The 25,185-nt window shown below is 32.9% G+C and carries 26 protein-coding genes; 21 read left to right on the forward strand and 5 right to left on the reverse strand.

Annotated elements, in window-relative coordinates:
* Window positions 1-198: 198 nt before the first annotated feature.
* The 4 genes from Q0543_RS00105 to Q0543_RS00120 all read left to right on the forward strand — a co-directional run bounded on the left by Q0543_RS00105 (window position 199) and on the right by Q0543_RS00120 (window position 4,712).
* Window positions 199-387 carry a hypothetical protein gene (locus tag Q0543_RS00105; protein ID WP_299247321.1) on the forward strand — a complete coding sequence of 63 codons (189 nt, stop codon included), beginning with the start codon at window positions 199-201 and terminating at the stop codon, window positions 385-387.
* Window positions 388-541: 154 nt separating this feature from the next.
* Window positions 542-1,729, forward strand: coding sequence for a hypothetical protein (locus tag Q0543_RS00110; protein WP_299247324.1), 1,188 nt, complete (start codon window positions 542-544; stop codon window positions 1,727-1,729).
* A gap of 107 nt (window positions 1,730-1,836) precedes the next feature.
* A complete protein-coding gene (locus Q0543_RS00115) occupies window positions 1,837-3,180 on the forward strand; it encodes a hypothetical protein (protein WP_299247326.1) in 1,344 nt (447 codons plus the stop codon).
* A 182-nt stretch (window positions 3,181-3,362) separates the two neighbouring features.
* Window positions 3,363-4,712 (forward strand): hypothetical protein, encoded by a 1,350-nt coding sequence (locus Q0543_RS00120; RefSeq protein ID WP_299247329.1) that lies wholly within the window; start codon window positions 3,363-3,365, stop codon window positions 4,710-4,712.
* Window positions 4,713-4,814: 102 nt separating this feature from the next.
* Here Q0543_RS00120 and Q0543_RS00125 read toward each other — a convergent pair whose 3' ends face one another.
* The 4 genes from Q0543_RS00125 to Q0543_RS00140 all read right to left on the reverse strand — a co-directional run bounded on the left by Q0543_RS00125 (window position 4,815) and on the right by Q0543_RS00140 (window position 10,630).
* Window positions 4,815-5,795 (reverse strand): fatty acid desaturase, encoded by a 981-nt coding sequence (locus Q0543_RS00125; protein ID WP_299247332.1) that lies wholly within the window; start codon window positions 5,793-5,795, stop codon window positions 4,815-4,817.
* 238 nt (window positions 5,796-6,033) lie between these two features.
* On the reverse strand, window positions 6,034-6,909 hold the full coding sequence (locus Q0543_RS00130) for a lysophospholipid acyltransferase family protein (RefSeq protein ID WP_299247335.1): 876 nt from the start codon (window positions 6,907-6,909) through the stop codon (window positions 6,034-6,036).
* A 145-nt stretch (window positions 6,910-7,054) separates the two neighbouring features.
* A complete protein-coding gene (locus Q0543_RS00135) occupies window positions 7,055-8,893 on the reverse strand; it encodes an ABC transporter ATP-binding protein (protein ID WP_299247338.1) in 1,839 nt (612 codons plus the stop codon).
* A 9-nt stretch (window positions 8,894-8,902) separates the two neighbouring features.
* The gene (locus Q0543_RS00140; protein WP_299247341.1) at window positions 8,903-10,630 is read right to left on the reverse strand and encodes a hypothetical protein; all 1,728 of its coding nucleotides are present in this window, start codon (window positions 10,628-10,630) and stop codon (window positions 8,903-8,905) included.
* Window positions 10,631-10,747: 117 nt separating this feature from the next.
* Here Q0543_RS00140 and Q0543_RS00145 point away from each other — a divergent pair, with 117 nt between their 5' ends.
* The 15 genes from Q0543_RS00145 (at window position 10,748) to Q0543_RS00215 (ending at window position 22,482) form a co-directional block, all read left to right on the forward strand.
* Window positions 10,748-11,206, forward strand: coding sequence for a hypothetical protein (locus tag Q0543_RS00145; protein ID WP_299247344.1), 459 nt, complete (start codon window positions 10,748-10,750; stop codon window positions 11,204-11,206).
* A 25-nt stretch (window positions 11,207-11,231) separates the two neighbouring features.
* Window positions 11,232-11,726 carry an NADH-quinone oxidoreductase subunit A gene (locus Q0543_RS00150; RefSeq protein ID WP_299247346.1) on the forward strand — a complete coding sequence of 165 codons (495 nt, stop codon included), beginning with the start codon at window positions 11,232-11,234 and terminating at the stop codon, window positions 11,724-11,726.
* Between the two features lie 62 nt (window positions 11,727-11,788).
* Complete coding sequence (gene nuoB, locus Q0543_RS00155; protein WP_299247349.1) at window positions 11,789-12,322, forward strand: NADH-quinone oxidoreductase subunit NuoB; 534 nt, start codon at window positions 11,789-11,791, stop codon at window positions 12,320-12,322.
* A complete protein-coding gene (locus Q0543_RS00160; protein WP_299247352.1) occupies window positions 12,319-12,825 on the forward strand; it encodes an NADH-quinone oxidoreductase subunit C in 507 nt (168 codons plus the stop codon). The genes nuoB and Q0543_RS00160 overlap by 4 nt, the downstream gene beginning before the upstream one ends.
* A gap of 94 nt (window positions 12,826-12,919) precedes the next feature.
* Window positions 12,920-14,044 carry an NADH-quinone oxidoreductase subunit D gene (locus Q0543_RS00165; protein WP_299247392.1) on the forward strand — a complete coding sequence of 375 codons (1,125 nt, stop codon included), beginning with the start codon at window positions 12,920-12,922 and terminating at the stop codon, window positions 14,042-14,044.
* A gap of 31 nt (window positions 14,045-14,075) precedes the next feature.
* Window positions 14,076-14,543 carry a hypothetical protein gene (locus Q0543_RS00170; RefSeq protein WP_299247355.1) on the forward strand — a complete coding sequence of 156 codons (468 nt, stop codon included), beginning with the start codon at window positions 14,076-14,078 and terminating at the stop codon, window positions 14,541-14,543.
* A gap of 145 nt (window positions 14,544-14,688) precedes the next feature.
* A complete protein-coding gene (locus Q0543_RS00175) occupies window positions 14,689-15,060 on the forward strand; it encodes a hypothetical protein (RefSeq protein ID WP_299247358.1) in 372 nt (123 codons plus the stop codon).
* Between the two features lie 64 nt (window positions 15,061-15,124).
* On the forward strand, window positions 15,125-16,183 hold the full coding sequence (locus tag Q0543_RS00180; RefSeq protein WP_299247362.1) for a transporter: 1,059 nt from the start codon (window positions 15,125-15,127) through the stop codon (window positions 16,181-16,183).
* Between the two features lie 12 nt (window positions 16,184-16,195).
* A complete protein-coding gene (locus Q0543_RS00185; RefSeq protein ID WP_299247365.1) occupies window positions 16,196-16,975 on the forward strand; it encodes an MbnP family protein in 780 nt (259 codons plus the stop codon).
* Window positions 16,976-16,986: 11 nt separating this feature from the next.
* The gene (locus tag Q0543_RS00190) at window positions 16,987-17,355 is read left to right on the forward strand and encodes a hypothetical protein (protein ID WP_299247368.1); all 369 of its coding nucleotides are present in this window, start codon (window positions 16,987-16,989) and stop codon (window positions 17,353-17,355) included.
* A 306-nt stretch (window positions 17,356-17,661) separates the two neighbouring features.
* A complete protein-coding gene (locus tag Q0543_RS00195; protein WP_299247371.1) occupies window positions 17,662-19,830 on the forward strand; it encodes a T9SS type A sorting domain-containing protein in 2,169 nt (722 codons plus the stop codon).
* Between the two features lie 82 nt (window positions 19,831-19,912).
* The gene (locus tag Q0543_RS00200) at window positions 19,913-20,680 is read left to right on the forward strand and encodes an MbnP family protein (RefSeq protein ID WP_299247374.1); all 768 of its coding nucleotides are present in this window, start codon (window positions 19,913-19,915) and stop codon (window positions 20,678-20,680) included.
* A gap of 31 nt (window positions 20,681-20,711) precedes the next feature.
* On the forward strand, window positions 20,712-21,719 hold the full coding sequence (locus Q0543_RS00205) for a cytochrome c peroxidase (protein ID WP_299247377.1): 1,008 nt from the start codon (window positions 20,712-20,714) through the stop codon (window positions 21,717-21,719).
* Window positions 21,720-22,009: 290 nt separating this feature from the next.
* Window positions 22,010-22,159, forward strand: coding sequence for a carbonic anhydrase (locus tag Q0543_RS00210; protein ID WP_299247381.1), 150 nt, complete (start codon window positions 22,010-22,012; stop codon window positions 22,157-22,159).
* Between the two features lie 59 nt (window positions 22,160-22,218).
* Window positions 22,219-22,482 carry a carbonic anhydrase gene (locus tag Q0543_RS00215; protein WP_299247395.1) on the forward strand — a complete coding sequence of 88 codons (264 nt, stop codon included), beginning with the start codon at window positions 22,219-22,221 and terminating at the stop codon, window positions 22,480-22,482.
* Window positions 22,483-22,594: 112 nt separating this feature from the next.
* Here the strand turns inward: Q0543_RS00215 and Q0543_RS00220 are convergent, their stop codons facing one another.
* On the reverse strand, window positions 22,595-22,933 hold the full coding sequence (locus Q0543_RS00220) for a hypothetical protein (RefSeq protein ID WP_299247384.1): 339 nt from the start codon (window positions 22,931-22,933) through the stop codon (window positions 22,595-22,597).
* Window positions 22,934-23,115: 182 nt separating this feature from the next.
* Here Q0543_RS00220 and Q0543_RS00225 point away from each other — a divergent pair, with 182 nt between their 5' ends.
* Together Q0543_RS00225 and Q0543_RS00230 are read left to right on the forward strand one after the other, a co-directional pair.
* Entirely contained in the window at window positions 23,116-23,898 is a 783-nt protein-coding gene (locus tag Q0543_RS00225) for a M90 family metallopeptidase (protein ID WP_299247387.1), read from the forward strand.
* 256 nt (window positions 23,899-24,154) lie between these two features.
* Window positions 24,155-25,102 (forward strand): TIM barrel protein, encoded by a 948-nt coding sequence (locus Q0543_RS00230; protein WP_299247390.1) that lies wholly within the window; start codon window positions 24,155-24,157, stop codon window positions 25,100-25,102.
* Window positions 25,103-25,185 lie beyond the last annotated feature (83 nt).

A 25,185-nucleotide genomic window follows, 5' to 3' on the forward strand; every position in this document is an offset into this window, starting at 1 on the left:
TTCTGTTTTAAATTTATATTGTCTATTAAAATTATGTGACTGTTTTAGAAAAATAATTATTCAATCCTTTATATATAATAATTATGAATGCGGGGGCATTGGATATAAAATCAGAAATAGACATTTTGATGAGATTAATATAAATTATTTGACTAAAGATAATTAGAGAATGGTTGAAATAAGAAAAATATTAAGATAATGCTGAAGTGTGTTTTGTTTGAGATATATAATGTTGATTCTAATATGTGCGTAATTGATAGTTGTAAACTTAGTTTAACTCCATCTCAAATTGAGCAAGCAATTGAAGATGTAAAAGGGCATCACATTAGTATTGATTCTGCAAAAACTATATATGCAATTAATAAGGTGCAAGATGCGAAATTTTAATTTGAACAATATATTGAGAAATAGTATGCAATCAGTGCTTATAAAGAAAATTTTATTTGTACTGCTTTTACTTTTATTATCATGCCCCTTATGGCAATACGCAATACCAGTCTTTCATATAAGTCCGTTAAGTGGCGCATATGTCAAAAAGGAAATGCAGCCGTTAACAGCGGTTAATTGGTTAACTGCAGATTTTCAAAAATCGACTGAAGAATATGTTATCTTAAATAACCCCTTAGGACCTTTTTTTGTAAGCGTTAAAAATCAATTAGAATATTCTTTATTTGATAAACTAAATATTTCAAGAGGTGTATTGGGTAAACATAATTACATGTATGAACAAGTATTTATAGATACATATTATGGCAGGGATTTTATTGGTAAAGAAGCGCTACTAGAGTACGTTGGAAAGATGAAATTTATTCAAGATACTTTGCGTGCCTTGAATAAAGAATTTATTTACATTCAATGTCCTGGTAAGGCATCCTTTTATCCAGAGTTTATCCCAGATTCGCTGAAAGGCCCAATCACTCAAAAAACCAATTACAATGAATTAATTAAATTGCTAGATGAATTTAAAATTAATTACATAGATTTTGCTCCAGTTTTTTTGAAAGCAAAAGATAATAGTCCGTATCCTTTATTTACGCAAACGGGTATTCATTGGAGTGTATATTCTAATGTTGGTGTTATGGATTCAATAAATAATTTTATTGAAACTACTATGAACCTTGATTTACCTGAAGTGTATGCAGAATCTTACGAACTCGATTATGCAAGAGATCCAGATGGGGACTTAGAATATATAACCAATTTGTTTTACAAAATAAGTGATATTCAATATGCATATCCTAAACTTAAAATTGAGTCTCCTAAAAATAAAGATTTGCCTATTGTTTGTATGGTTTCAGATAGTTACATGGGTAACCTATATCACAAAATGAATTTTTTCGATTCATTTAATAAAAAGAGTCAATTTTGGTTTTATAATGGTTCTGTTTACTCATATCTTTTTAAAGATCGCATGCATCCCTATCAGATAGACCAAGATAAAACAATTGCTGATAGCGATATAATAATAGTTTCTTGCACGGAACCCAATGTTTCATATAGAAGTTGGGATTTTATTGATGAAACATATGATTACTACAAATATGGCTTGAAAATAAAAGACAGCAAAAAGAAGCATGATTTTTTAATAGCAGCACAAAAATTAAAAGCGACCTTTAATGAAAATCAAATTAAGAAAGCTATAAAAGAAGCCCGTAAATTAGGTATTTCTGACGATTCTGCTGTAACCATCTACTCATTTTGGGAATATCAATTTAGAAACTTAAAATAAATTAAGACGGTATTAAATACTTAAATTTAAGTTAAAGTATTTATGAACTTATAAAGTAATTTATTAAAATAAAAAATCGTGCATTACTGCCAATAATAACTTGAATAATGAAAATTAAAGATTTGTTTAAAAAAGAAACATATTTACGAATAACCTTGAGGTATGTGTTATTCGTAAATATATTAATTTGGTTATCGATTTCAATTTGGCACAACTTTATTTTTATTTTTAATTTTAAAGATTTACATGGTTTAGATAAAAACGAAGAACCTGTATCCTTTAATTTTAGAAATTGGGTTTCTGCTGATTACCAACTATCAGTCGAAAAATATTTAATTAATCACAATCCAATGAGTCCGTTTTTTATAAGACTGAATAATCAAATTGGATATAGTTTATTTGATCATTTGCAGGTGTCAGAGGGGGTTATTGGGAAAGATTTTTATTTATTTGACACACGTTATGTCGATACCTATTATGGCCGAGATTATATAGGGGAAGATAGTTTGCGGATATATGTTGAAAAAATGAAATTTGTACAAGATACATTGGAGAAATTAAATAAAGAGTTTATTTATGTACAAGCTCCTGGTAAGGCTTCTTTTTACCCTGAGTTTTTGCCAGAAACTAATAGTTTGCGTGATCCTGAAAGAACAAATTACTTTCAGTTAAATAAATTATTGTTAGAATATAAAATTAACTACGTTGATTTTGTACCGTATTTTCTTGCTGCTAAAGACACTTCTAAATATCCAATGTTTACAGATACAGGAATACATTGGAGTAAATACGCTTCTGTATATGTTATGGATTCATTAAATCATTTTATAGAATCAACAAGAAATATTGATTTGCCTGACATGTATATTAAGGATGTAGATGAAGGCTATGCACGTTTTGATGATGCAGATTTAGAAAGTGTGGCTAATTTATTATTCACTATTAGTGATGTTAGATACGGCTATCCTAACTACGATTTTGAACCAAGAGATAATAAAAAAACGCCATTTGTAACCCTTGTATCCGATAGTTATTTGGGAGGCTTGTATTGGGGGAATTGGTTTTTATCCTTTAGCAAAGAAAGTCAGTTTTGGTTTTATAATACCTCTATGTTTTCAATGGTTGATAGTGATAAAATTCATAAATACCAATTGGATCAAAATGCTGTAATTAACAAATCAGATATTGTAATTGTAAGCTCTAATGAACCCAATATTAAAGGTACTAGCTGGGGCTTTATAGATGAAATGTATGATTATTACAAATACGGAAAACATGTAGTCAACAATAAAGAGCGAATTGAGTTTTTACGTACGGTAGATAGCTGTAAGGCAACACTTACCGATAAGGATATTGAAAGAGCCAAGCCTTACATGGAAAGTCAACATGTATCGCTTGATTCTGCTAAAAAAATATTATGTATTTGGAAAATGAATAAATCTATTTTTTAGGATATTCGCACGTTTAATCACAAAAGCATTGTGTTATAATTATTTTGTGACATAACAAATTATGGTTTTAGTAAATTGTATATATGAGGACTATATATACAATTACGTTTCAGAAGAATGGTTTAATTTAAATAAAAATTCAAAACAGACAATTAAATCTATTGCATATAATACCTGTGATAATGAAAATCAAAGATATATTTAAGCAAGATATGTATAAAAGAGTAACACTTAAATACGTGTTATTTATAAATATATTGGTTTGGCTATCATGTCCAATTTGGCATAACTTTATTTTCATTTTTGATTTTAAAGATTTGTTTGGGGTTAATAAGGATGACGAACCAATAGAAATTAATTTTAATAATTGGTTTTCTACAGATTATCAAACTTCGGTTGAGGAGTATTTGGTTTTACATAATCCAATGAGTACGTTTTTTGTTCGCGTGAAAAATCAAATTGATTATAGCATGTTTGGGAAACTAAATATGGAAAAAGGGGTAATGGGAAAAAAATTTTATTTATTTGAAAAGGCTTATGTAGATACGTATATAGGAACTGATTATATAGGAGAAGAAGCTTTACGCACCTACTTGGAGAAAATGAAATTTGTTCAAGACACATTACTTAAGTTGAATAAAGAATTTATATATATTCAGGCTCCGGGGAAAGCAAGTTTTTATCCTGAATTTTTGCCTGATTCGATACAAGCAAAAATTACGATGAATACAAATTATCATACGATAAGTAAGCTTTTGAGCGAATACAAAATTAATTACATCGATTTTGTACCCGTCTTTTTAAATGATAAAAAAACTGCCCAATATCCTCTGTTTACGCAAACAGGCGTACACTGGAGCCAGTATGCAATGGTACTAACAATGGATTCTATAAATCATTTTATTGAGAAGCAAATGAATATCGACTTACCAAACGTTTATTACGATAAAATTGAATTAGATTATGCACGGTATGGTGACGCTGACGTAGAAATGGTAGCTAATTTATTGTTTACGATTAGTGACATGAAATATGGATACCCAAATTACAAGTTTGAACCAAGAGAAAATAAAGACAGCCCTTATGTTACGTTAATTTCAGATAGTTATTTAGGTGGTTTATATTGGGGTAATTGGTTTCAATCCTTTAATAAAGAAAGTCAATTTTGGTTTTACAATAAATCAATTGAATCGGAGGCAATTAAGGGTAAAGTTCATAGGTACCAACTAGATCAAAATGCCATTATTAATAAATCAGACATTATAATTGTAAGTACGAATGAACCCAACATTAGGGGTAGAAGTTGGGAGTTTATTGACGAAATGTATGATTATTATAAATACGGAAAACGTGTCGTGGATAATAAAGAACGTATTGAATTTTTAAGAACGGTAGATAGTTGTAAGGCAACACTTACAGATAGAGAGATTGAAAAAGCGGAACAGTATATGGACACTCAAAATGTAACGATAGATTCTGCCAAAACAATATACAGTATTTGGAAAATGAGTAAATCTATTTTTCCAAAGTAGTAATAGATTCTATCATATAAAAACAGCTCACATATAAATTTATGCGAGCTGTTTTTATATGATAGAAAAGAATAAATAAGTCTATGGATTATTAGAGCTTGCTTACTTTAATTTACTCAGGGGAATCATTACTTTGTTTTCTGTATCCCATAATTTCAACTGAAAGCATTTTCGCATTTCAATTGGATTCCAAGTAGTAGTAGTAGCATACTGTAACTCAGGAATTCCTTCCATTGCTTCTGCTAAACGGTAGAAAGGAATTCTAGAATTTAGATGATGTACGTGATGATATCCTATATTACCAGTTAACCACTGTAAAATAGGATGCATTGTCATAAAACTAGTTGACTTTAACGCCGCATGGTCGTATTTCCAATCGGGATTTTCGGAAAAATGGGCACCTGGAAAATTGTGTTGAGAATAAAACAGGTATGATCCGATTGCGAACGCAATAAAAAATGGTAAAAACCAAGATATTATAAATGTAGCAAAACCGATAAAATACCAAATGCATATAGCTGAAATGAAATGTATACATAGCGCTAATAATGAATCTAAATGTTTTTTTGGACTCTGAATAAATGATTTTACATTGAGCCAATAGATAAATAATGTTATATGCCCAAATAGAACAGTTAAAGGGTGACGATTTAATAAATATACTCGCTGTTCATTTTTGGATAGCTTTAAGTAACAGTTTTTAGCAATGGTTGGATAAGAGCCTATACCATTGGCAGACAGTTTTGAGTTGTGATTATGATGGTGATCGTGTGAACGTTTCCATACATTTTGTGGCGCTAGTATATAAATACCAATAGCTTTCATAATTATTTTAGCAACAAGTGAGTTTTTTAAAATTGCATGATGCTGGAAATCATGGTAGACCACAAAAATACGCACATAGAATAAGCTTGCAATAAAACTACTAGCTAATCTTAAAACCATCGGTACACTATCAATAAATGTAATGGATAGAAATAGTATGATTCCTAAAAGTGTTATTATAGTTTCTACCCAACTTCTTGTTCTATTTTCAGTTGTGTATTTTCTACTAGATAAAATTAATTCTTTTCCTGTACGCATATTTGGCATTCTCAATATCTCCTGTTTATTATCTGTACTTTTTCTTATTCAAGCACTAAGAAAAAATATTCTTAGTGCTTATATGTAGCATTGGTGAGCGTACATTGACACATTTAAATTGATATTTGCGTTATTATAATACTTGATACGCTAATTCGCTAGATACGCTAATTGGAATAGTAAGTTGCCTGAACATAAAAAGGATAATAAAAATTTAAATATTTTTTTAATTATTATGTTAAATTCTTGCACCAGATCTTGAATATTTCCATCTTTTATGAGACCATAACCAGGTAGCTGGATTACTGCGAATTTCTTCTTCTAACCTATTGGTGAATTTTTCGGTGATTTGTCCCTCTGTTGTTTCTTTAGGGAATTCGAATAATAATTCTGGAAAAATTTCGTAATGTCCTCTTTTTGTTCGTTTTACATTCATGAAAACAATCGGATAGTCAAACTTTATCGCAAGTTTTTCAGGTCCAGTAAACACTGCCGTATCTTGATTTAAAAATGTAGTCCAATAGGCTTGTTCAGCCCAGGCTGTTTGGTCGGCTATTAGCGCAGTTGCAGTTAATTTTTTTCTATTGGCAACCATGGTTTTCAAAATGCTTGCCGCAGGAGAAATTTGAGTTCCAAATTTGGTTCTCATTCTAGAGGTCATTTTTTCAAAATAAGGATTCGTTAGAGGTAAATAAGCAACCACTAATTGATAATTTGTATTTAAGGTAAAACTAGGACCAGCCCATTCCCAGTTGCCGTAATGACCCATTACGATTACTATACTTCTATTTTCATTAGACAATCTTGTAAGCCATTCTGGATGGTGAAATACACAACGTTCTTTGGTTTCTTTTTCAGACATTCTTAATGTCTTTAGTGTTTCTAATACTAAATCACAGAGGTAGGAGTAATACTGTTTGTATAAAATAGTAATTTCTTTGCTCGTTTTTTCAGGAAAAGAATTTGTTAAATTTTTAACCACTACTTTTTTTCGATAGCCTGACAAAAGTAAAATGAAATAAAAAAAATCAGATAATATGTATAATGCCCAAAATGGCAAACACGCTATTAGGTATAAAAGAGGATAACATATGTAAAATACTATTTTTTGCATAAGGAAAATTTTCACAATATACCATTAATATTTTGAAAATTAGCTTATTAGTTGTGTATTGTATTTTTAATAATATATAATGTCTCTTTGGAGTTGAATATTCAGTTTTTTGGAATAAAATTTAAATGAAGGCTAATTGAATGTCTTATTCTGTTATAATGCCACCCGTACCACTCGCGTGTTGGTGTAAACCAAAATAGATCCCTTGCAATGCCATCAATTCTTCGTGCGTACCTTTTTCTTTTATTTCTCCTTTATCTAGCACCAAAATTACATCTGCATGACGTATGGTACTTAATCTGTGCGCAATCACGATAGATGTGCGTTCTTTCATTAAGTTATTTAATGCTTCTTGTACTAATTTTTCAGATTCATTATCCAATGCAGAAGTTGCTTCATCTAATATAAGAATGTCTGGATTCTTTAATACCGCACGAGCAATACTTAAGCGCTGACGTTGGCCACCAGATAATTTAGATCCGCGTTCACCTATGGAAGTTTCGTACCCTTCATCTGTTTTAATGATGAATTCATGCGCGTTAGCAATGCGTGCAGCTCGTTCAACATCTGCTTGCGTTATGTTGGGTAAACCAAAGGCAATGTTATTGAAAATGGTATCGTTAAATAAAATTGATTCTTGTGTTACAATACCAATATGCGAACGCAAAGAGTGTAAATCAAATTCTTTAATATCTACGCCATCAATCTCAACTGTACCAAAAGCTGGATCGTAAAAACGTGGGATTAAATCTACCAAGGTAGATTTTCCACCACCACTAGGGCCAACTAATGCAATCAATTTTCCCTTGGGGATTTCAATATTGATATTTTTCAATACCTCTGTTTCGTGGTATTTAAACGAAATGTTTTTTAATTGTATCGACTTATTGAAGGTAGATAATGTTTTGTGTGATTCAGGGCTTTGAACCTTTACATCGGCATCTAAGATTTCAAACAATCGATTTCCAGCAGATATCCCTGTTTGAATGGAGGTGAACGAGGATGCAATTCCTTTTAATGGCTCAAGTATTTTATAAAAACCAATGATTACCATAAAGAATGTACTTGCGTCTAATTTGCCTTCAAATACTAAATTGCCACCTATGAAGAGAATTGCAGATACAATTGCGATGCCCATTACTTCCGTGATTGGCGAAGCTAATTCTCTTTTGTAGCCCATCGATTTTGTTACGTTTGCATAATATTGGCCTTGTGCATTGAATCGATTGAAAATAAATTGTTCGGCTACAAACCCTTTAATGATACGAATACCTGAGATAGCCTCATCTATTAAAGACAAAATGTGGCCAGAAGATTTTTGACTTTCTGCAGATTGTTTTTTCAATTTTTTACTAATAATAGAAACACCAAGTCCAGCAATAGGTAGGATAGATAATGTCAACACCATTAATTGCCATTGTATTGCAAACATTGCCGTAAGCCAAATAGCCAAGGTAAATGGATCTCTAAAAAAAACTTGAAGTGTACCTATTACAGAATTTTCAATCTCTGCTAAATCATTTGTCATACGCGACATTAAATCGCCTTTACGTTGACTAGAAAAAAAGCCAACATCCATATTTACAATTTTATTGAATAAACGTGTACGCATATTATAAATTACCGTAGCGCGTAAGCGAATATTAACCGTTAATGCTAAATACTTAAATGCGTTTGTTAAAAAGTTTGTTGAGATTAAGAATGCAGAAATGAAAATTAATGTAGTGCTTTTGCCATGATGCGCTATAAGCCATGCAGTAGAATAATCTAATAAGCCTTTGAAGTAAGCTACGCTGAATGCCGCTTCAGGATAGGGTATTTGGTCTAATGATTTTGTTGCATTAAATAACAAATCCAGTATGGGTAAAATAAACGCAATATTTATTAAACCAAACAAGGTTGATATTAAGGTTAGAAAGAAATACGGAACTGTAAATCTTGTATATGGTTTTGCAAAAGATAATAAACGGAAGAAAGTTTTCATTTGGATGAATTAAAATTCGTAATTACGTGCTTGAATGTTTAATCGTATTCCGCAAGAAACGTAATTTGTTGTTTGATTTTTTGAAAGAAGTTCGCTTGTTTGTTTCCTGTATATATATGTCAAATCTACGAATAAATTATGACGTAACTGATAGGTTGCTTGAAGACTTAGAAAAAGGATATTTGTGCGAATTCCTTGAGCAATTTTATTGTTATATGTATTTGCAGTAGCTATAGGGGTGTAACTTTTAAATATATTACCTCCATTATTGCTTACGGCAGTATTGGTTGTATTGGTACTATCGTCGCCCCATATGGTGTAAAATGATTTTGCTTGCACCATAAGTTTAGATAAGGGTTGGTAACGAATAATACCAATAAACTCAGTGAAATTAGAACCCATGGGGTGCGCTAATGGCTGATTGTAATGGGTGTAACTTGTATAATTACTTGCATGCGCGTACATATATGGTCGTACAACGTTAGTTTCTGCTTGCAAATCGAGATTTTTAATGCCGAGTGCGTTGAAGTATTTTAAACCCATTTGAAATGCTTGTTTATTACCCCACCAACCCGATCCTTTTTTTACTTCTTGGAATTTCATTTCGTCTATTACGAGTTGTCCGTAAAGAGAGAAATGTTTTAAGAAATTGTATTTAAAATCTAAGCCTATTAATGAATTGTCGCCACTTCCATTTGCTTGTTCAATGGATCTATAAAAAATAACTGGGTTTAAGTAAGAAGCATCAAAGGTTCCTTGTTTGGTTGAGTCGCCTCTTCCAAAAACGACGGATTCAAATAATCCAATATTGAAATTTTTGCCAATATTTAAAGATAGATGATGAAAGGCTGTATATTTTTTGGGGTATACAACATTTGCTCCATCTGTTGTGGCATTCATTTGGGCAAAAATATTTTGATATTGAAATTTCCAAATGCGTGTATTTAATTTTAGGAACGTATAGGGTGATCCAACATCCGATAGTATAAGTGAACGATAGCCGTCACCAATGAAATTTTTGTCATACCCAAACTGTAGATCTATGTATTTTTTCACCAACTCAAACGTGATATATCCTCTGCCAGTGATAAAATCATAGCCATTTGATTTAAATGTTTTGGAAAAGGATTCATACGGAACAACGGGCGTTACAGACCCATAAGGCGTGTAATAATCTATTTTATCATTTACGTAATTAGGGAAAGCGCCTTGATTGTCGGCAATAAAGGTGTAAAATCCGATTCGTTTTGCGATTCTGCCACGTACTTCTACTCCTCTCGTGTTCATAAATGTATAATTGCGTTGGGTATTGCCAGCGCTATTTCCACCCATGAAATAAATAACAGGATTTACATGCAAATCGAAGTCTTTGATATTTACCGAATAGGCATCGGCTTTCTTTTTATAAAATGCCTTTAAAAATGGCTTCTTAGAATCTGCATTTGGGCTATTTGACCATTCCCAAGAATCGTTTTTTAGGTAATTAATATTAAAGCTGTCTGCTTTAGATACATGCATAGTAGATGGCAATGAGTCAATAAATTCAATGGTATGCGCTCTATTATAGGGTTTTAAAGAACTATGGATGGAAGGGTCTATGTGTCCGCTTAGTACTTCATATCGGTCAGTTAAGTGATAAGAGCGCATATTTAGAGGGATGTACGTACCCTGAGCATGTAGTTGCGTGTGTAAAAATATACAAACTAATACATTTAAAAATAAAATTCTGTAATTCATTATTTTGTTGCTATAAAGAGACAAATATAGTTCATTAATTTCGTTGAATTTAGCCTTCAAAAGCAAAAGTGATAGGTTTCTTTCGTATTTATGGGCAATTGGGTTTATATTTGTAGTATGCTCGAAAAGCTTATCCCTTATATCACTGTTATATTATCTAGCTCATTTAGGTACGCTTTAGGACCTGTTATGGGCAAGGCGTTTTCCTTGTCAAACATCGAGATCGTTATTTTAATGATAGTTGGAATGATGTTGACGATTATCTTATTGACGACTTTACTAGGCGATTTATTTTATGGATTTCTAAAAAAAACAATCTTTAGAAATGCCAAAATATTTTCTCCTAAAACTAGAAATATAGTTCGGGTATGGAATAAAAGAGGTTTGATTGGTATTGCTTTTCTAACACCTATTTTATTTTCACCTGTTGGTGGCGGATTAATAGCCGTATCTTTTGGAGAGGATAAAAAGAAAATAATATTGTACATGTTCTTTAGTGCTTGTTTTTGGGCACCGATTACAGTATTATTTATGGACCATGTTATCACCTTTATTATGTCAATTCTGAAAGGATGATTTATCAAATTGAAAATTTCATGATATGAATACTGTCTCTCAAATATCAGAGTTTGGAATGATTTTACTGTTTATCATAACAGGTATTGTGTTTGTATTGATCGGCATGGGACTTGCAGCCTTATTACGTCCCAATAGACCCAACATTGAAAAAATGATGGTGTATGAATGCGGCGAAGATGCAGTTGGAAAAGCTTGGGTAAATATGAATGCGCGCTATTATTTGACGGCATTGATATTTGTTTTGTTTGAGGTTGAAATTATTTATTTATTCCCCATTGCTACCGTTTATGGAGATGCTCGTTTAGATACTATGACCAATGGTAGCTGGACAGTTTTTTCTTTAATTGAAATGCTGGTGTTTATAGCGATTTTATTTATAGGCTTGGTGTACGTTTGGCGAAAAGGGTATTTGGATTGGAATAAACCTGAAGTGAAAGCTGATGTATTTATATCAAAGGTGCCAAGCAATTTGTATACAGCTATCAACGAAAAATATACTCCGATAAAAACCAAATAAAATATTAAAAGGAATCCTTCAAGGTTTGTAATACATTGAAGGATTTGTTAGCAAATAGATGAATGAGTTTATTAGATCATAAATTTGGACAAGGTGGCATCGTTGTTTCGCAGCTTGAAGATGTATTGAATTGGGCGCGTTTATCATCGTTATTCCCAATGAGTTTTGGTTTGGCGTGCTGTGCTATTGAAATGATGCAAACATTTACTTCGGGATATGATTTGGATCGCTTCGGAGTAATTCCTAGGCCAAGTCCACGTCAATCAGATGTGATGATTGTAGCAGGCACCGTTACGTTTAAAATGGCGGATCGCATTCGTCGGCTATACGAACAAATGCCCGAGCCACGTTATGTTATATCTATGGGTTCATGCTCTAATTGCGGGGGGCCGTATTGGGAACATGGATATCATGTTGTAAAAGGTGTTGATCGAATTGTACCCGTAGATATTTATGTGCCAGGTTGTCCGCCTCGGCCAGAAGCCTTGATTGGTGGGTTTTTGAAATTACAAGAAAAGATTCGAAGAGAAACACTTGTTGCACCAAAAGCTGTAGAGCGGTTTTTAGAAAATCATAAATCAGAAAAAGACGTATGATACAGAAATTTGAAGAAGTAAAAAAGGCAATTATAGAACAGTTTGGTGGTGAGGTTGTGTGTGCAGAATACACAAATTTGATGCAGCCACAATTACATGTTGAGGCTGCGAATATTAAAGAAGTGTGTTTGTTTTTACGTGACGATTCACGTTTTTTCTTTGATCAATTATCTTGCTTAAGTGCGGTTGATACTGGAGTTGAAAAAAGCAAAATTGAAGTGATCTATCATCTTTACTCTATCCCATTTGATGTGATCTTTGTATTAAAAATTGAAACAGAAAGAGGGGATGGGGTTATTGAATTTGCTGAAGTGCCTTCCATAGTTGATGTTTGGCGAGCTGCTGATTGGCATGAACGCGAAGCATTTGATATGTTTGGAATCAAATTTTCTGGACATCCAGATTTGCGCAGGATTTTATTGCCAGCAGATTGGGAAGGGTTTCCATTGCGAAAGGATTACGTCGAACAGGAATTTTATCACGGTATTAAAGTAGCTTACTAAGGTGTCTAAACCCACAAACTATACATACAATCCATTAGATCTTCAACTTTCGGAGCCACTTGTATTTGATGCAAGTACGTTAAAACGTGGAGAGATTATTATAAATATGGGGCCGCAACACCCGTCTACACACGGTGTATTGCGCTTAGAAATTATAACAGATGGCGAAATTGTAAAAGATGTTATTCCGCACATGGGGTATCTACATCGATGTTATGAAAAGCATGCCGAGAAGTTGCCCTACAATCAAATCATTCCGTACGTAGATCGTATGGATTATTTGGGTGCAATGAATTCAGAGCATGCATATGTAATGGGTGTAGAGCGTATGTTGGGTATTGATACAGATATTCCAAAGCGAATAGAATACATACGTGTATTGGTTGCAGAATTAAATCGCTTAGCCTCTCATTTTGTTGCTATTGGAACATATGGATTAGATATTGGCGCATTTACACCATTTTTGTGGTTGATGCGTGATCGCGAACACATCAATCGCTTGCTTGAATGGGTGAGTGGTGCACGCATGTTGTATAATTATATTTGGGTTGGCGGATTGTATTATGATTTACCCATAGGTTTCGAAGAGCGTTGTAACGATTTTATTGCGTATTTAAAACCAAAGTTAATTGAACTGCAACAAGTAATTATTGACAATAAAATATTTATTGAACGCACTGCAAATATTGGCGTTTTACCACTTGACTTAGCAATTAATTACGGCATTACGGGCCCTATGTTACGCGGTTCAGGATTGAAATTTGATTTGCGTAAAGTAGATGCATATTCTGTTTACCCAGAGATTGAATTTGATATTCCAATAGGAACTGGGGCTATGGGCACAACCGGTGATTGTTGGGATCGAACGCATGTACGCGTGGCTGAATGTTTTGAATCGGTTAAGATTATCGAGCAATGCTTAGATCAATTATTAACCGATCACAAACGTACACGTGAATTTGACCCACAAGCCTTGACACCTAAAAAAATACGACCGAAGGCAATGGATTTTTATGCGCGTGCAGAAAATCCAAAAGGAGAGTTGGGTTTCTTTTTTAGAACTACTGGAAATACCGATGTGCCTTTTCGTTGTAAAGTGCGTGCACCAAGTTTTGTAAATTTATCTGTGTTGCAAGCAATATCCAAAAATGTAATGATTGCAGATTTAGTAGCTATAGTGGGTTCGTTCGATATTGTAATGGGTGAAATTGATCGCTAATCTTAACGTAACAAATAAAATACTATTCAATATGAAAACTTATTATATCGGTTTTATTATCGTATTTGTCGGAATATTTTTTTCATGTACCGAACAAAAAGTAGAAAATGAATCCGCAACAAAATCACCAGAGTTAAAAAGTGATAGCAGCATCGTTGAAGTACTTTCACCACAATTGAAAACGGATTTTCCCGAACGTGTTTATGTTTTTCGTAAAATGTCAGATTCTACAACAGAGCAACAAGTGCTAAAGTATGAAACGTTTGCAGCTTTGTTTATTGAATATGGAGAGATATATAAAAACCATAAAGAATATTCGATATCCGATCAAGAAAATAATACCGAAGCATATAATGTTTTAAAAGACGAATGGGTTTCATTAAAGTTGAAGTTAAAGAAAAAGATGTCATTAATAACTCCGGCTTATGAAAAGCGCTTGGATGCAGCAGATGCTAAAATGAATGTGCATCTTCCAGAAACCTTAAAAGAAAAGAAATAAGTATTTTAATTACCAGTCAATACGTTAATTTAAAATGCGATTATTTAGTTGTATTTCATACATCAAGCAGCAATTTTATGATTGCAGTCGTATTTTTTTGAAAAATTATATTGTTTTTGATAATTAAGTATCTAGTTTTACATAAATGAAAAAAGGGCTCACACTTATACTATTATTGATCATACTACTGCAAAGTAGCATGAAAAGTATATATGTAGCTTATTATCAAATCAATCGAGAGTATATCTCATCTGTTCTTTGTATCAACAAAGACAAACCAACTTCATCTTGTCATGGTAAATGCTACTTGATGAAAAAAATGGTTGAGCAAGAAAAACAAGAACAAACGATCCCTTCTGTTTTAAAAGGATTGGATGAGGTTGTGTTGTTCTTCGTTACTTTTAATTGGAATTTTAATCTTTCAAATAATTCCGAAGCATTTGTTGCATCCGTAGATGCGTATGAAATGCCCGTTTACAAAACACCTACGGATTTCGTTATTCAACCTCCTCAATAATTTATTTATCATCACTATTTGCCAATAGAGGTAAGTATTCTTTCTTGATATAAATAAATTTTCAATGAACATTATAAAAATATGTAATGCATTGCTAGTAATACTAGTGATGTGTGTTACACAACAGGCTTCTGCACAATCAGATTCAATATCTTCATGCGTTTCTTGTATGTGTGCAAAGGATGCTACACCAGCAGGTAGCATGATTAGTCATGTACACCCCAAAGGAGAGTGGATGTTTTCATATAGGTTCATGTATATGAACAGTAAAGGAATGCAACAAAACGGCAATTCTATTTCTAATACTCAAATTTTTAATAACTACTTATATACATCCGATCGCATGCAGATGGGCATGCATATGTTGATGGCAATGTATGGAGTTAATAAAAATCTAACCTTGATGGGTATGTTAGAGTACAATCAAGCAACAATGAATATGAAAGGTTTGCCTGGTTCGTCTCATATGCATAATGGTGTAATGATGTCTGGAGATATGTCTCATGATATGAAAACATCAGGCTTTGGTGATATGTCTCTAACTGCACTTTATTCTCTTTTGAATAACAATAAACATCATCTGTTATTGTCTGCAGGTATGTCCATTCCCACTGGTTCGATTCATAATAGAGGCGAAGCAGGTTCTATGTATCCAGATAAACGATACCCATATATGATGCAACAAGGATCAGGTACTTGGGATGTGTTGCCTGGATTGACCTATACATTTAAAGGAGATAAATTTATGGCGAGTACACAAGCAACGTCTATACTTCGCACGGGGTATAACTCAGTAGGCTATAAGTTGGGCAATAAATTTGTATCGAATAGTTGGATAGCGTATCAATGGTTTTCGTTTATGAGTACCTCTGTTCGGGCAGAGTTTATTCAATTAGGTAAAATTAAAGGGAGTGATCCAAGTTATTCAGCATATACAGAACCGTCTGCGAACAAAGTTAATTATGGCGGAAGTTCTGGATTTATTTATGCGGGTGTTAATTTCTATTTTCTTTCGATCAATAAAATTGGTTTAGAATTTGGCTTACCTGTGTATCAAAAAACAAATGGTATTCAACCAACATCTTATGCGAATGCAAACCTTGTTTATACAATTATCTTTTAATACATATTTATTATGAAAAAAATAATTATTTTATCGATCATTTTACTTTCTATTTTAGGTTGTAAAACAAATGATCCTACGCCAGATCCAGTTACAACAACTTCTGTGGAAACGTCTGCAATAAGTTTTCACCTGCATACGTATATTGGTCCCAATGAAGTAGAAATATACGATCAAGTAAATAATACAGATGATGGCAGAGGCATTTCATTAAGTTTTGCGCAACTATATATATCAAATATTAAATTAATCAAGCTTGATGGTGGTATTTATAATGTAAAAGACACCATTATATTGACAGACATAATAAATAACGTTTACAAATTGGGCAATGTACCAATTGGCAATTACAAGTCTGTTTCTTTTGATGTTGGTTTGCCAAGTGCTATTAATGCAGCCGTTCCAACAGGAAATCCGATAAAGTTAAACGACCCAAATATGTGGTTCTCTAATACTGCAGAAGCAAATAATTTTATATTTATGCATGTTGCTGGTAAAATAGATACGAGTATTGCAAAAAGTGGGGACGATGATAAAATGACGCCCTTCCAATATAACATAGGAACACAAAGTAGATTGATGCATGTTGCTATGCCAGATCAAAACGTTGCTGTGCAGCCTAATTATACTGCTTATATACATGTCTTAGTTGATTATGCAGAGTTATTTAAAGGAGTTGATTTGAAAGATTTAACTAATTTTAGTGTTAAAACAAAAGGAGACAATACGAGTAACCTTGCAATAGATATTGCTGCTCGAATCCCCAAAATGTTTAAATACGAAAATCAATAATTATAATTGACATGCAACTTTTGATTCGTCTTTTTTCTACAACTATATTATTCTTGTTTGTTTTACAAACTAGTTATAATACGATTGTATGGATGCAATTCAAAATATCAGAATCCTATATTGTAAAAGAGTTGTGTGTGCAAAAAAATAAGGAGAATAATACATGCAACGGTTCATGTTATTTAAAAGCACATTTATCGACCGATAAACATGCATCTGAAAATTCAATATCGTATTCGAAAGATAAAATAGATTTATTTTGTTCGTTTGCTTTTCTTTCAATAGAAGACGTTGACGTTAAGCAAACGAATTATTTTTTTAGTTTTATATGTAGCATGCCAACAAACCGTGCGCGTGATTTTTTTCATCCTCCTGCGTAATAATAATAATAATAAATACGTGTGTTGATGTTATAAAAAGTAAATCTTAAAGTAATGCCATCTAGTTAATTGAATGGCTTGAACTGTTATTCCGTATCTTATTTGAGATTAGTCTAAAATTTAAGAATGGTTGGTCGAAATGACACAACCATGGCGAATTAATATAGGACTAAAATGAAATTGGATTTGGTATTATCGTCAGTTGGGGAAGTATTCTTGTAGCATGTCCACAATCATTTATAGCGTCTTGAAGTAAATTTATTTGCTCATGTACCTAAATATTATAAAATCTAAATTCTAAAAGAAATGAAAAAATATATACAAAAAAATAAATTGCAAACGCTTATTAGCTTTTTAGTTATAAGCCTATTTGCATTAAGTGCACAAGCACATTTTGGCTCTAAAGGTCCATTTGGCGGTACAGTTACCTGTAGTACAGTTTCTGTAGATACAGTTTATTTTGGCACTGCAGAAGGTGGTGTGTTCGAGAGTACAAGTCCGGCTTTGATAAGTTGGAGAGCTAGGCCTGTTGGTTTGAAAAGTGGGAAAGTAACAGCTGTTGCACATACTGGCACACGTTTGTTTGCAGCAACTGCAGATAGCGGAATATTTATTTTTAATGGGAAATTTGGAACAGATTCCTATTGGAATAAAATCAATTCAGGTTTAACCAACTTACATGTTACAAGTTTGATTGCGATAAATGCAAGTACTTTAATGGCAGGAACAACAACTGGTATATTCATAACTACGAACAGCGGTAACAGTTGGACTGCAATAAACACAGGTTTACATCATTTAGAAATTACTGCTCTTGAAAAAGCAGGTACAAGAATATTCAGTACTTCAATGGATGGTGGAGTATATTATACGGATAATAATGGCAACGTGTGGAATGATTATAACGATTTCAATACAGATGATGTGGGAGGGACAACTTCAATGTCTTACAATGCTATATCCAATCAACTATTACTTGTAAATGAAGCAGGTTTGTTTGTTACTGAAAATGCGAATACTGCTACAACGTCAAATTTTTCATTAGTGTCTGTGGGCTTGCCAGTAAATTATGCCATATCTGATTTGTCTAATGATGGTACTAATTGGTATTTATCTTCTAATGCGGGTGTGTATACATCTGCGGTAACTGCGGTTAATTGGTCTGAATTAAATACAGGTTTGCCAACAATGGATGTAAAAGCTATCGTTCCTTTTAAAAATGGACTTGTGTGCGGAACTGTTAATAAAGGAATTTTCAAATCCGATCTTCCCTTTACTTCGTGGATTGATATGAATGTAAATTTCAATAATCTTAAAGTGAATGCCATGTATACCGGTGGTCCACAATTTATTTTAGTTGCAACGGAAAATGGTGTAAGTATAAGTAGAAATTTAGGTTCCAAATTTATTCCTTCTAATAAAGGCTTTGATGATAGTTTATTCGTTACTGATTTTACAATGGCAAGTACTTTAATGGTTGCATCAACAAAAACCAATGGTATTTACATTTCATTAGATTCAGGTTTGAATTGGTCAAAATCAAATGCAGGATTGGCCTCATTAAATATTAAAAAACTATATCAGTCAAATTCAATTTTGTATGCCATCGATGCACTCAATCATATTTATAAAACTTCTACACCTACATTAAACTGGGTAATAATGCAGGCAGGATTGCCTTTAAATGCTATACCAACATCCCTTGCATTCTTTGGTAACAATGTATTAGTAGCAACATACGGACAAGGTGTATTCGTTAAGCCACTTAATGGGAGTACGTGGAGTTCTTACAATTTGGGATTAGCTGACTGGAACGTAACCGCTGCAACTGCTTTAGGAAATAAAATATATGTGGGGACAGACGGATCAGGAGTATTTGTTTCAGATACAGCTTTAGCTTCAATTCATTGGAGTGCGGCTGCTTCAACGGAAAATGCAATACCACATACTTCTTTAATGAATTTAAATGGTTTGAAGATACAAGCAATGGCAACAGGCGCAGGGTATGTTTGGGCAAGTTATAAAGGTGGTTTATTAGCGACTTCAACTCAAGGGAGTTCTTGGATAGCAGGAGGGAACCAATTCAACTTACCAAGTTTTACAGATGTAAACAAAATTACCTTTGTTGACACGCGTGTATTTGTAAGTACAGAAAATAATGGATTGTATTCTAATGCACTCTCAGAAATCCCTACTGTTCCTGTGACTCCTACAGGTATATTGACATCCAATAATATTGATAATACTACTTTAAAAATTGCTCCAAATCCAAGCACGGGTTCATTCCGTTTAAACACCGAAGGCATTTATGGAAATGTAACAGAAATTATTATGTATGATTATGCCGGTAACATTAAGGGGACTTTTGATGGCGCTCAAAGACAATTTGATTTAAATTTAGAATCAGGTATGTATGTTGTTTTAATAAAAACGGATGCAGATGGCATTTATTCTCAAAAAATAATTATTGAATAATCTAACAAAAGGACTCTTCGGTTTTATTATTATCACTATTGGTTGATTATATAAAATCAGAAAATAAAAATTTAAAAAACAAATGAAAAATTTATATATCATAACCATAGCAATCATAGCTAGTGTTGCTGTTTCAGCATGTAAAAAAAATGAATCAGACCCTGCGCCAATTATACCTACACAAACGCTTGTGTTAAGAATGACCCCCAAAATTGGTGCAGATACGTTAGATTTTGCTTCAACCCATATTACAGCAAACAATGAACGTTATACCTTATCTTCTTTTAGGTATTATATGTCCAATATTTCATTGATCAAAAACGATGGCACTGAAGAAGCATTGACAGGAAAAGTGTTTTTAATTAATCCCAATACATCCGATTATAGTTTAGGTAATGTGCCTGCAGGAACATATAATACTATTAAATTCTCTGTGGGTTTAAATAATGAACTTAATCATGGAGACCCAACAAAATATCCGGTATCAAACCCATTGGCAATCCAAAGTCCGGGCATACATTGGAGTTGGAATTCAGGCTATATTTTCATGATGATGGAAGGTACTTGTGATACAACTGATACGAACGTTGATGTATTAACATATGGTCAGTATAGTCATGATTTGTTTTATCATATAGGCACAGATGCGTTGTTAAAAGATGTTCAGGTTTCAAATGCACCAATTACTATTTTACCTGGTGTTAATAAGGTCGTACAGATACATTCAAATATTAATCAGTTATTTGTTGGGGTAGATTTAAAAACTGAAAACCGTTCTCATACGATGGGAAGTATGCCCTTAGCAACGAAGATTGCCAACAATATTCCAAGTATGTTCACAATTGAATAGCATAATTTTGAATAGTATAAATAAGTTAGATATGCAGTCATACACAAAAGGGATTTTATTATTCCTTTTGTGTATGACTCTGTTGTCATGTAAAAAAGGCGACGAAGAAATGGCGACTATTGCAGATAATAATGCAATCATTTCATATACTGTTCCAAAAGGATTGTTGTATCCGGAAGTTCCAGTAGATAATTTACCCACTAAAAATCGTATTGAATTAGGTAAGATGCTTTTTTTTGATCCGATTTTATCAAGAGATAGTTCCGTATCATGTAGTTCTTGTCATTTACCTGACAAGTTTTTTGCAGATAACTTAATAGTGAGTGTAGGTGTTGATGGCAGAACGGGTACACGAAATGCACCATCATTAATTAATGTTGCGTACCAACCGAATATGTTTTGGGATGGGGGGAATCCAAATTTAGAGCAACAGGTATTAGGCCCAATTGACAATCACGATGAACTTGATTTTGATGCTAATTTAATTGTGGAGAAACTTAAAAAGCATACTAAATACCCATTGTTGTTTTTAAAAGCGTATAATACTGAGCCTTCCGTTTTTGCATTTACACGAGCTATTGCGTGTTATGAAAGATCCTTAATACAAGCAAACTCAAGGTATGACGACTACATTCAAAATGGAAATAAAAGTGCCCTTACAGATTCGGAATTAAGAGGCGAAACCTTATTTTTTAGTGAAGAAGGAGAATGTTTTCATTGTCATCAAGGTGCACTTTTTACTGATTTTAGTTTTCGAAACAATGGCCTTTATGAACAGTATGCGGATTCTGGTAGAGCACGTATTACACAAAATTTATCTGATATTGGAAAATTTAAAGTGCCAACCTTACGCAATGTAGAGATGACGGCTCCTTACATGCATGATGGTAGTTTGAATACGCTCGAAGATGTTGTGAATCATTATAATTCAGGAGGGGTAGCACATCCAAATAAAAGCCCAATCATACTAAGATTAAATTTATCTTCAGAACAAAAAACTGATTTGGTTAATTTTCTTAAATCCCTTACTGATAAATAAATGCCAATTTAAACCCTTGAGTTCAATTTTGAAGTGCTAGAATACTTAATTCTTAGGATCTAGATGAATTATTTATATTTAAAATTGAATAAAATATTCTGCTTTTACTGCATTCGAATTGAAATTGACATGGGCCTCAAGAGCCCTTAATTGAACGAGTATTAAGGTTAGATGAACAAAAACGTCTAACACCGGATGAAGTAATTACGAGTTTAAAAGAAGATAATAAACGTTTTGTTCAGGAAGTTTAACCACGCGCGATCATTCCAAACAAATAAGAGATGCAGTGAATGGGCAATTCACCATGGCTGTTGTCTTGTGTAGATCCTAGGGCACCTATAGAAGATGTGTTTGATAAAGGTCTCGGAGATATGTTTGTTGCCCGAGTTGCTGGTAATATTGTAAATGAAGATATTTTAGGTTTCATGGAATTTAGCTGAAAGGTCTCTGGTGCTAAATTGATATTGGGTCATGAAATTGCGACGCTATTAAAGTTGCAATTGATCGGGTAGAACTAGGCAATCTTACGAGCTTATTAACTAAAATCAGATCGGCTGTAGATGCGTGGTGTAATTTTGACGGTATTCAATCTTCTAAAAATCCAGTGTTTGTTGATTTAAGGGTGAGAGAGAATGTTAAAATCGATGTTGCAAACATACGAATGAAAAGTCCACTGTTACGTGACATGGAAGATGCTGGCGAAATAAAAATTATTGGTGCCTATTATGATATGGATAATGGGGAAGTAACTTTTTTTGAGTAGTCTTCCAAATTCAAAAAAAATAAAAAATAAATTCCAAACAGAGAGATAATTCCCTCCTTTTGGAATTTGTTTTTTTTTATTTTTTTAAATTTAATTTATTTCGCTCCGTAATTTATAATTTAATCCAAGCATACCGTTTTCTATTTTTTCGATATGTGAAATTATTTTCATGTATGTATGCTTCTTTTTCTAAAAGAATGTTTCGATAGGCTAGGTCTGCATCAAATTTATATTTAAATAAATTGAATACATAGTTGCCTAGGTAAATGGGTAGGAATAGAAAGGGGGTGAGTTCTTTTACTTGTTCGTGATGAATAAGTTCATGATTGATAAGCCGTGTATCGCTCATATCTTTTTTATCTTTAAAGAATATCCAAAACACCGCATACTGAGCAGTAAAGCCTCTGTTGGGGCCTTTTTCCTTACTAAATAATCCTGTGATATTTTTCATATACCAAGGTGCGTGAATTAATCGCATATAATATAAATATCAATAAATATTGTGTAATCCTAATTTAATTATTTTAATTATATTTATTCATCTAATTTACAGTTATTCAATATTGAGTCTTTCGATATTAGATTTAGAACAGAATCTTTATTTATACTACATGAAATTTAAATTTAATTAATATGTTCCCCATTATCCTTATCGCAATGTCTCTATTTGGCATATTCTTCTATTTTATATTGAAAAAGAAAAAAGCTGTCAAAGAAATTCTTGACGCCCCTTTCTCAAAAGAATGGGAAGAGTTACTTATAAAGGACGTTCAGTTTTATAAAGAGTTATCCGTCAAAGATAAAATCCGTTTTCAAACAAAAATTAAACGTTTTATTGGCACTACTACCATTACGGGTGTGAAGGACTTGGAAGTGACCGACGAATTAAAATTATTAGTTGCTTGTAGTGCCATTATTCCTGTTTTTAAGTTTGATGGGTGGGAATATGTGAATCTTTCTGAAGTAATCATTTATGATGGTGCGGTAGAGCCCAATCAAAAAAACGATGCCGAACAAGATGGTACATTATTGGGGCAAGTTAGACCCTTTCAATCCAAACATGTATTGCTTTTGTCCAAGCAATACTTAATACAAGGGTTTCAATCTATGAATGGAAAATCAAATGTGGGTATTCATGAATTTGCACATTTATTGGATCAAGCAGATGGCGATACAGATGGCATCCCCAAAGCATTTATGCCCGAAAGTTTATTGGCACCTTGGACAAAATTAATGTATGCAGAAATTGAAAACATTGTTACTAATCAATCCGATATAAATCCATATGCATTAACCAACCATGCCGAATTTTTTGCAGTTGTGTGCGAATACTTTTTTGAAAACCCAAAAAAGTTTGAAGAAGAACATAAGGAGTTGTTTGATTTGATGAATAAAATCTTTAAGAAGGAATGTTAACTGATTGGGATTTGTCGGATTTATGGATAAAGTAATAAAAAAACACAAAGCTATTTTTTTTATTACTTTAAATTAAAAATTGTGCGACCAAATATATATACCCGTTTTTGTGTGTAACAGAGACAATATTTGTCTTTGATAATCAAACTGAACTATTATACATTGAATCAAAAAAGTGAGATTCATATTTGAATCAATATATTATTTAGTGAAACGTTGAAATAGGTTTTATCTATTTTTTAGATTATTTTTCTATATGGAAAATAATACCCGCCGTATATTTATTAAGCAGGCTGCTTTGGCTGCTGCTGGTTTAACCTTACTGCCATCTTTTTCGTTGTTTGCGGAAGAACAAAAAAAATTTAATTTTAAAATTTCTCTTCAGCAATGGTCTTTGCATAAAGCATTGTTTAGTGGTGAAATATCCAATCTTGATTTTCCAAGTATTGCAAAAACAAAATACAATATTGATGCAGTGGAATATGTGAATCAATTTTTTATGGATAAAGCCAATGATACTCCATATCTCAATCAATTGAAGCAACGGTGTTCTGATAATGGTGTAAAAAGTGTACTCATTATGGTTGATCAAGAAGGGATGCTGGCAGATAAAAATAATACACTCCGAGAACAAGCGGTAGAAAATCATTACAAATGGATTGAAGCTTCTAAATATATTGGTGGGCATGCCATTCGTGTAAATCTACATGGAGATTCTAACGCGAAAGAGTGGCATGAAGCTTCTGTAAAAAGTTTGAGTAAATTAACTGCTTACGCTGCTAAAATGGATATGGAGATACTTGCAGAAAATCACGGTACATGGTCGTCTAATGCTGCTATGATGGTAAAAGTGATGCAAGAAGTGAATCATAAAAATTGCGGTACGATGGTTGATTTCGCTAACTTTTGTGTACGAAGAGAAAAAGGAGATTTGTGGGAATCACCTTGCGTAGATTGGTATGACAAATATAAAGGGGTCGAAGAATTACTTCCTTTTGCAAAAGGAGTGAGTGCGAAAACATTTGATTTTACAGAAGCTGGAGAAGAAAGTAATAGCGACTTTACACGCATGTTGAAATTGGTAAAAGCATCTTCTTATAGAGGTTATGTTGGTCTTGAATACGAAGGAAGTAGATTGAGTGAAGATGAAGGTATAAAGGCGAGTAAAAAAATGCTAGAGAAAATTAGAAAAGAGTTAGCTTAATATTAAGTTATAGAAAGTTGTTGGTGACCCGCGCAGTTCTTTGTTCATTATGTAACGATTTGTTCAGGCGGGAACACCAACAA

Origin of the sequence: uncultured Cytophaga sp., from assembly GCF_937863595.1 — a bacterium.
Classification (GTDB): Bacteria; Bacteroidota; Bacteroidia; order Cytophagales; family Cytophagaceae; genus Cytophaga.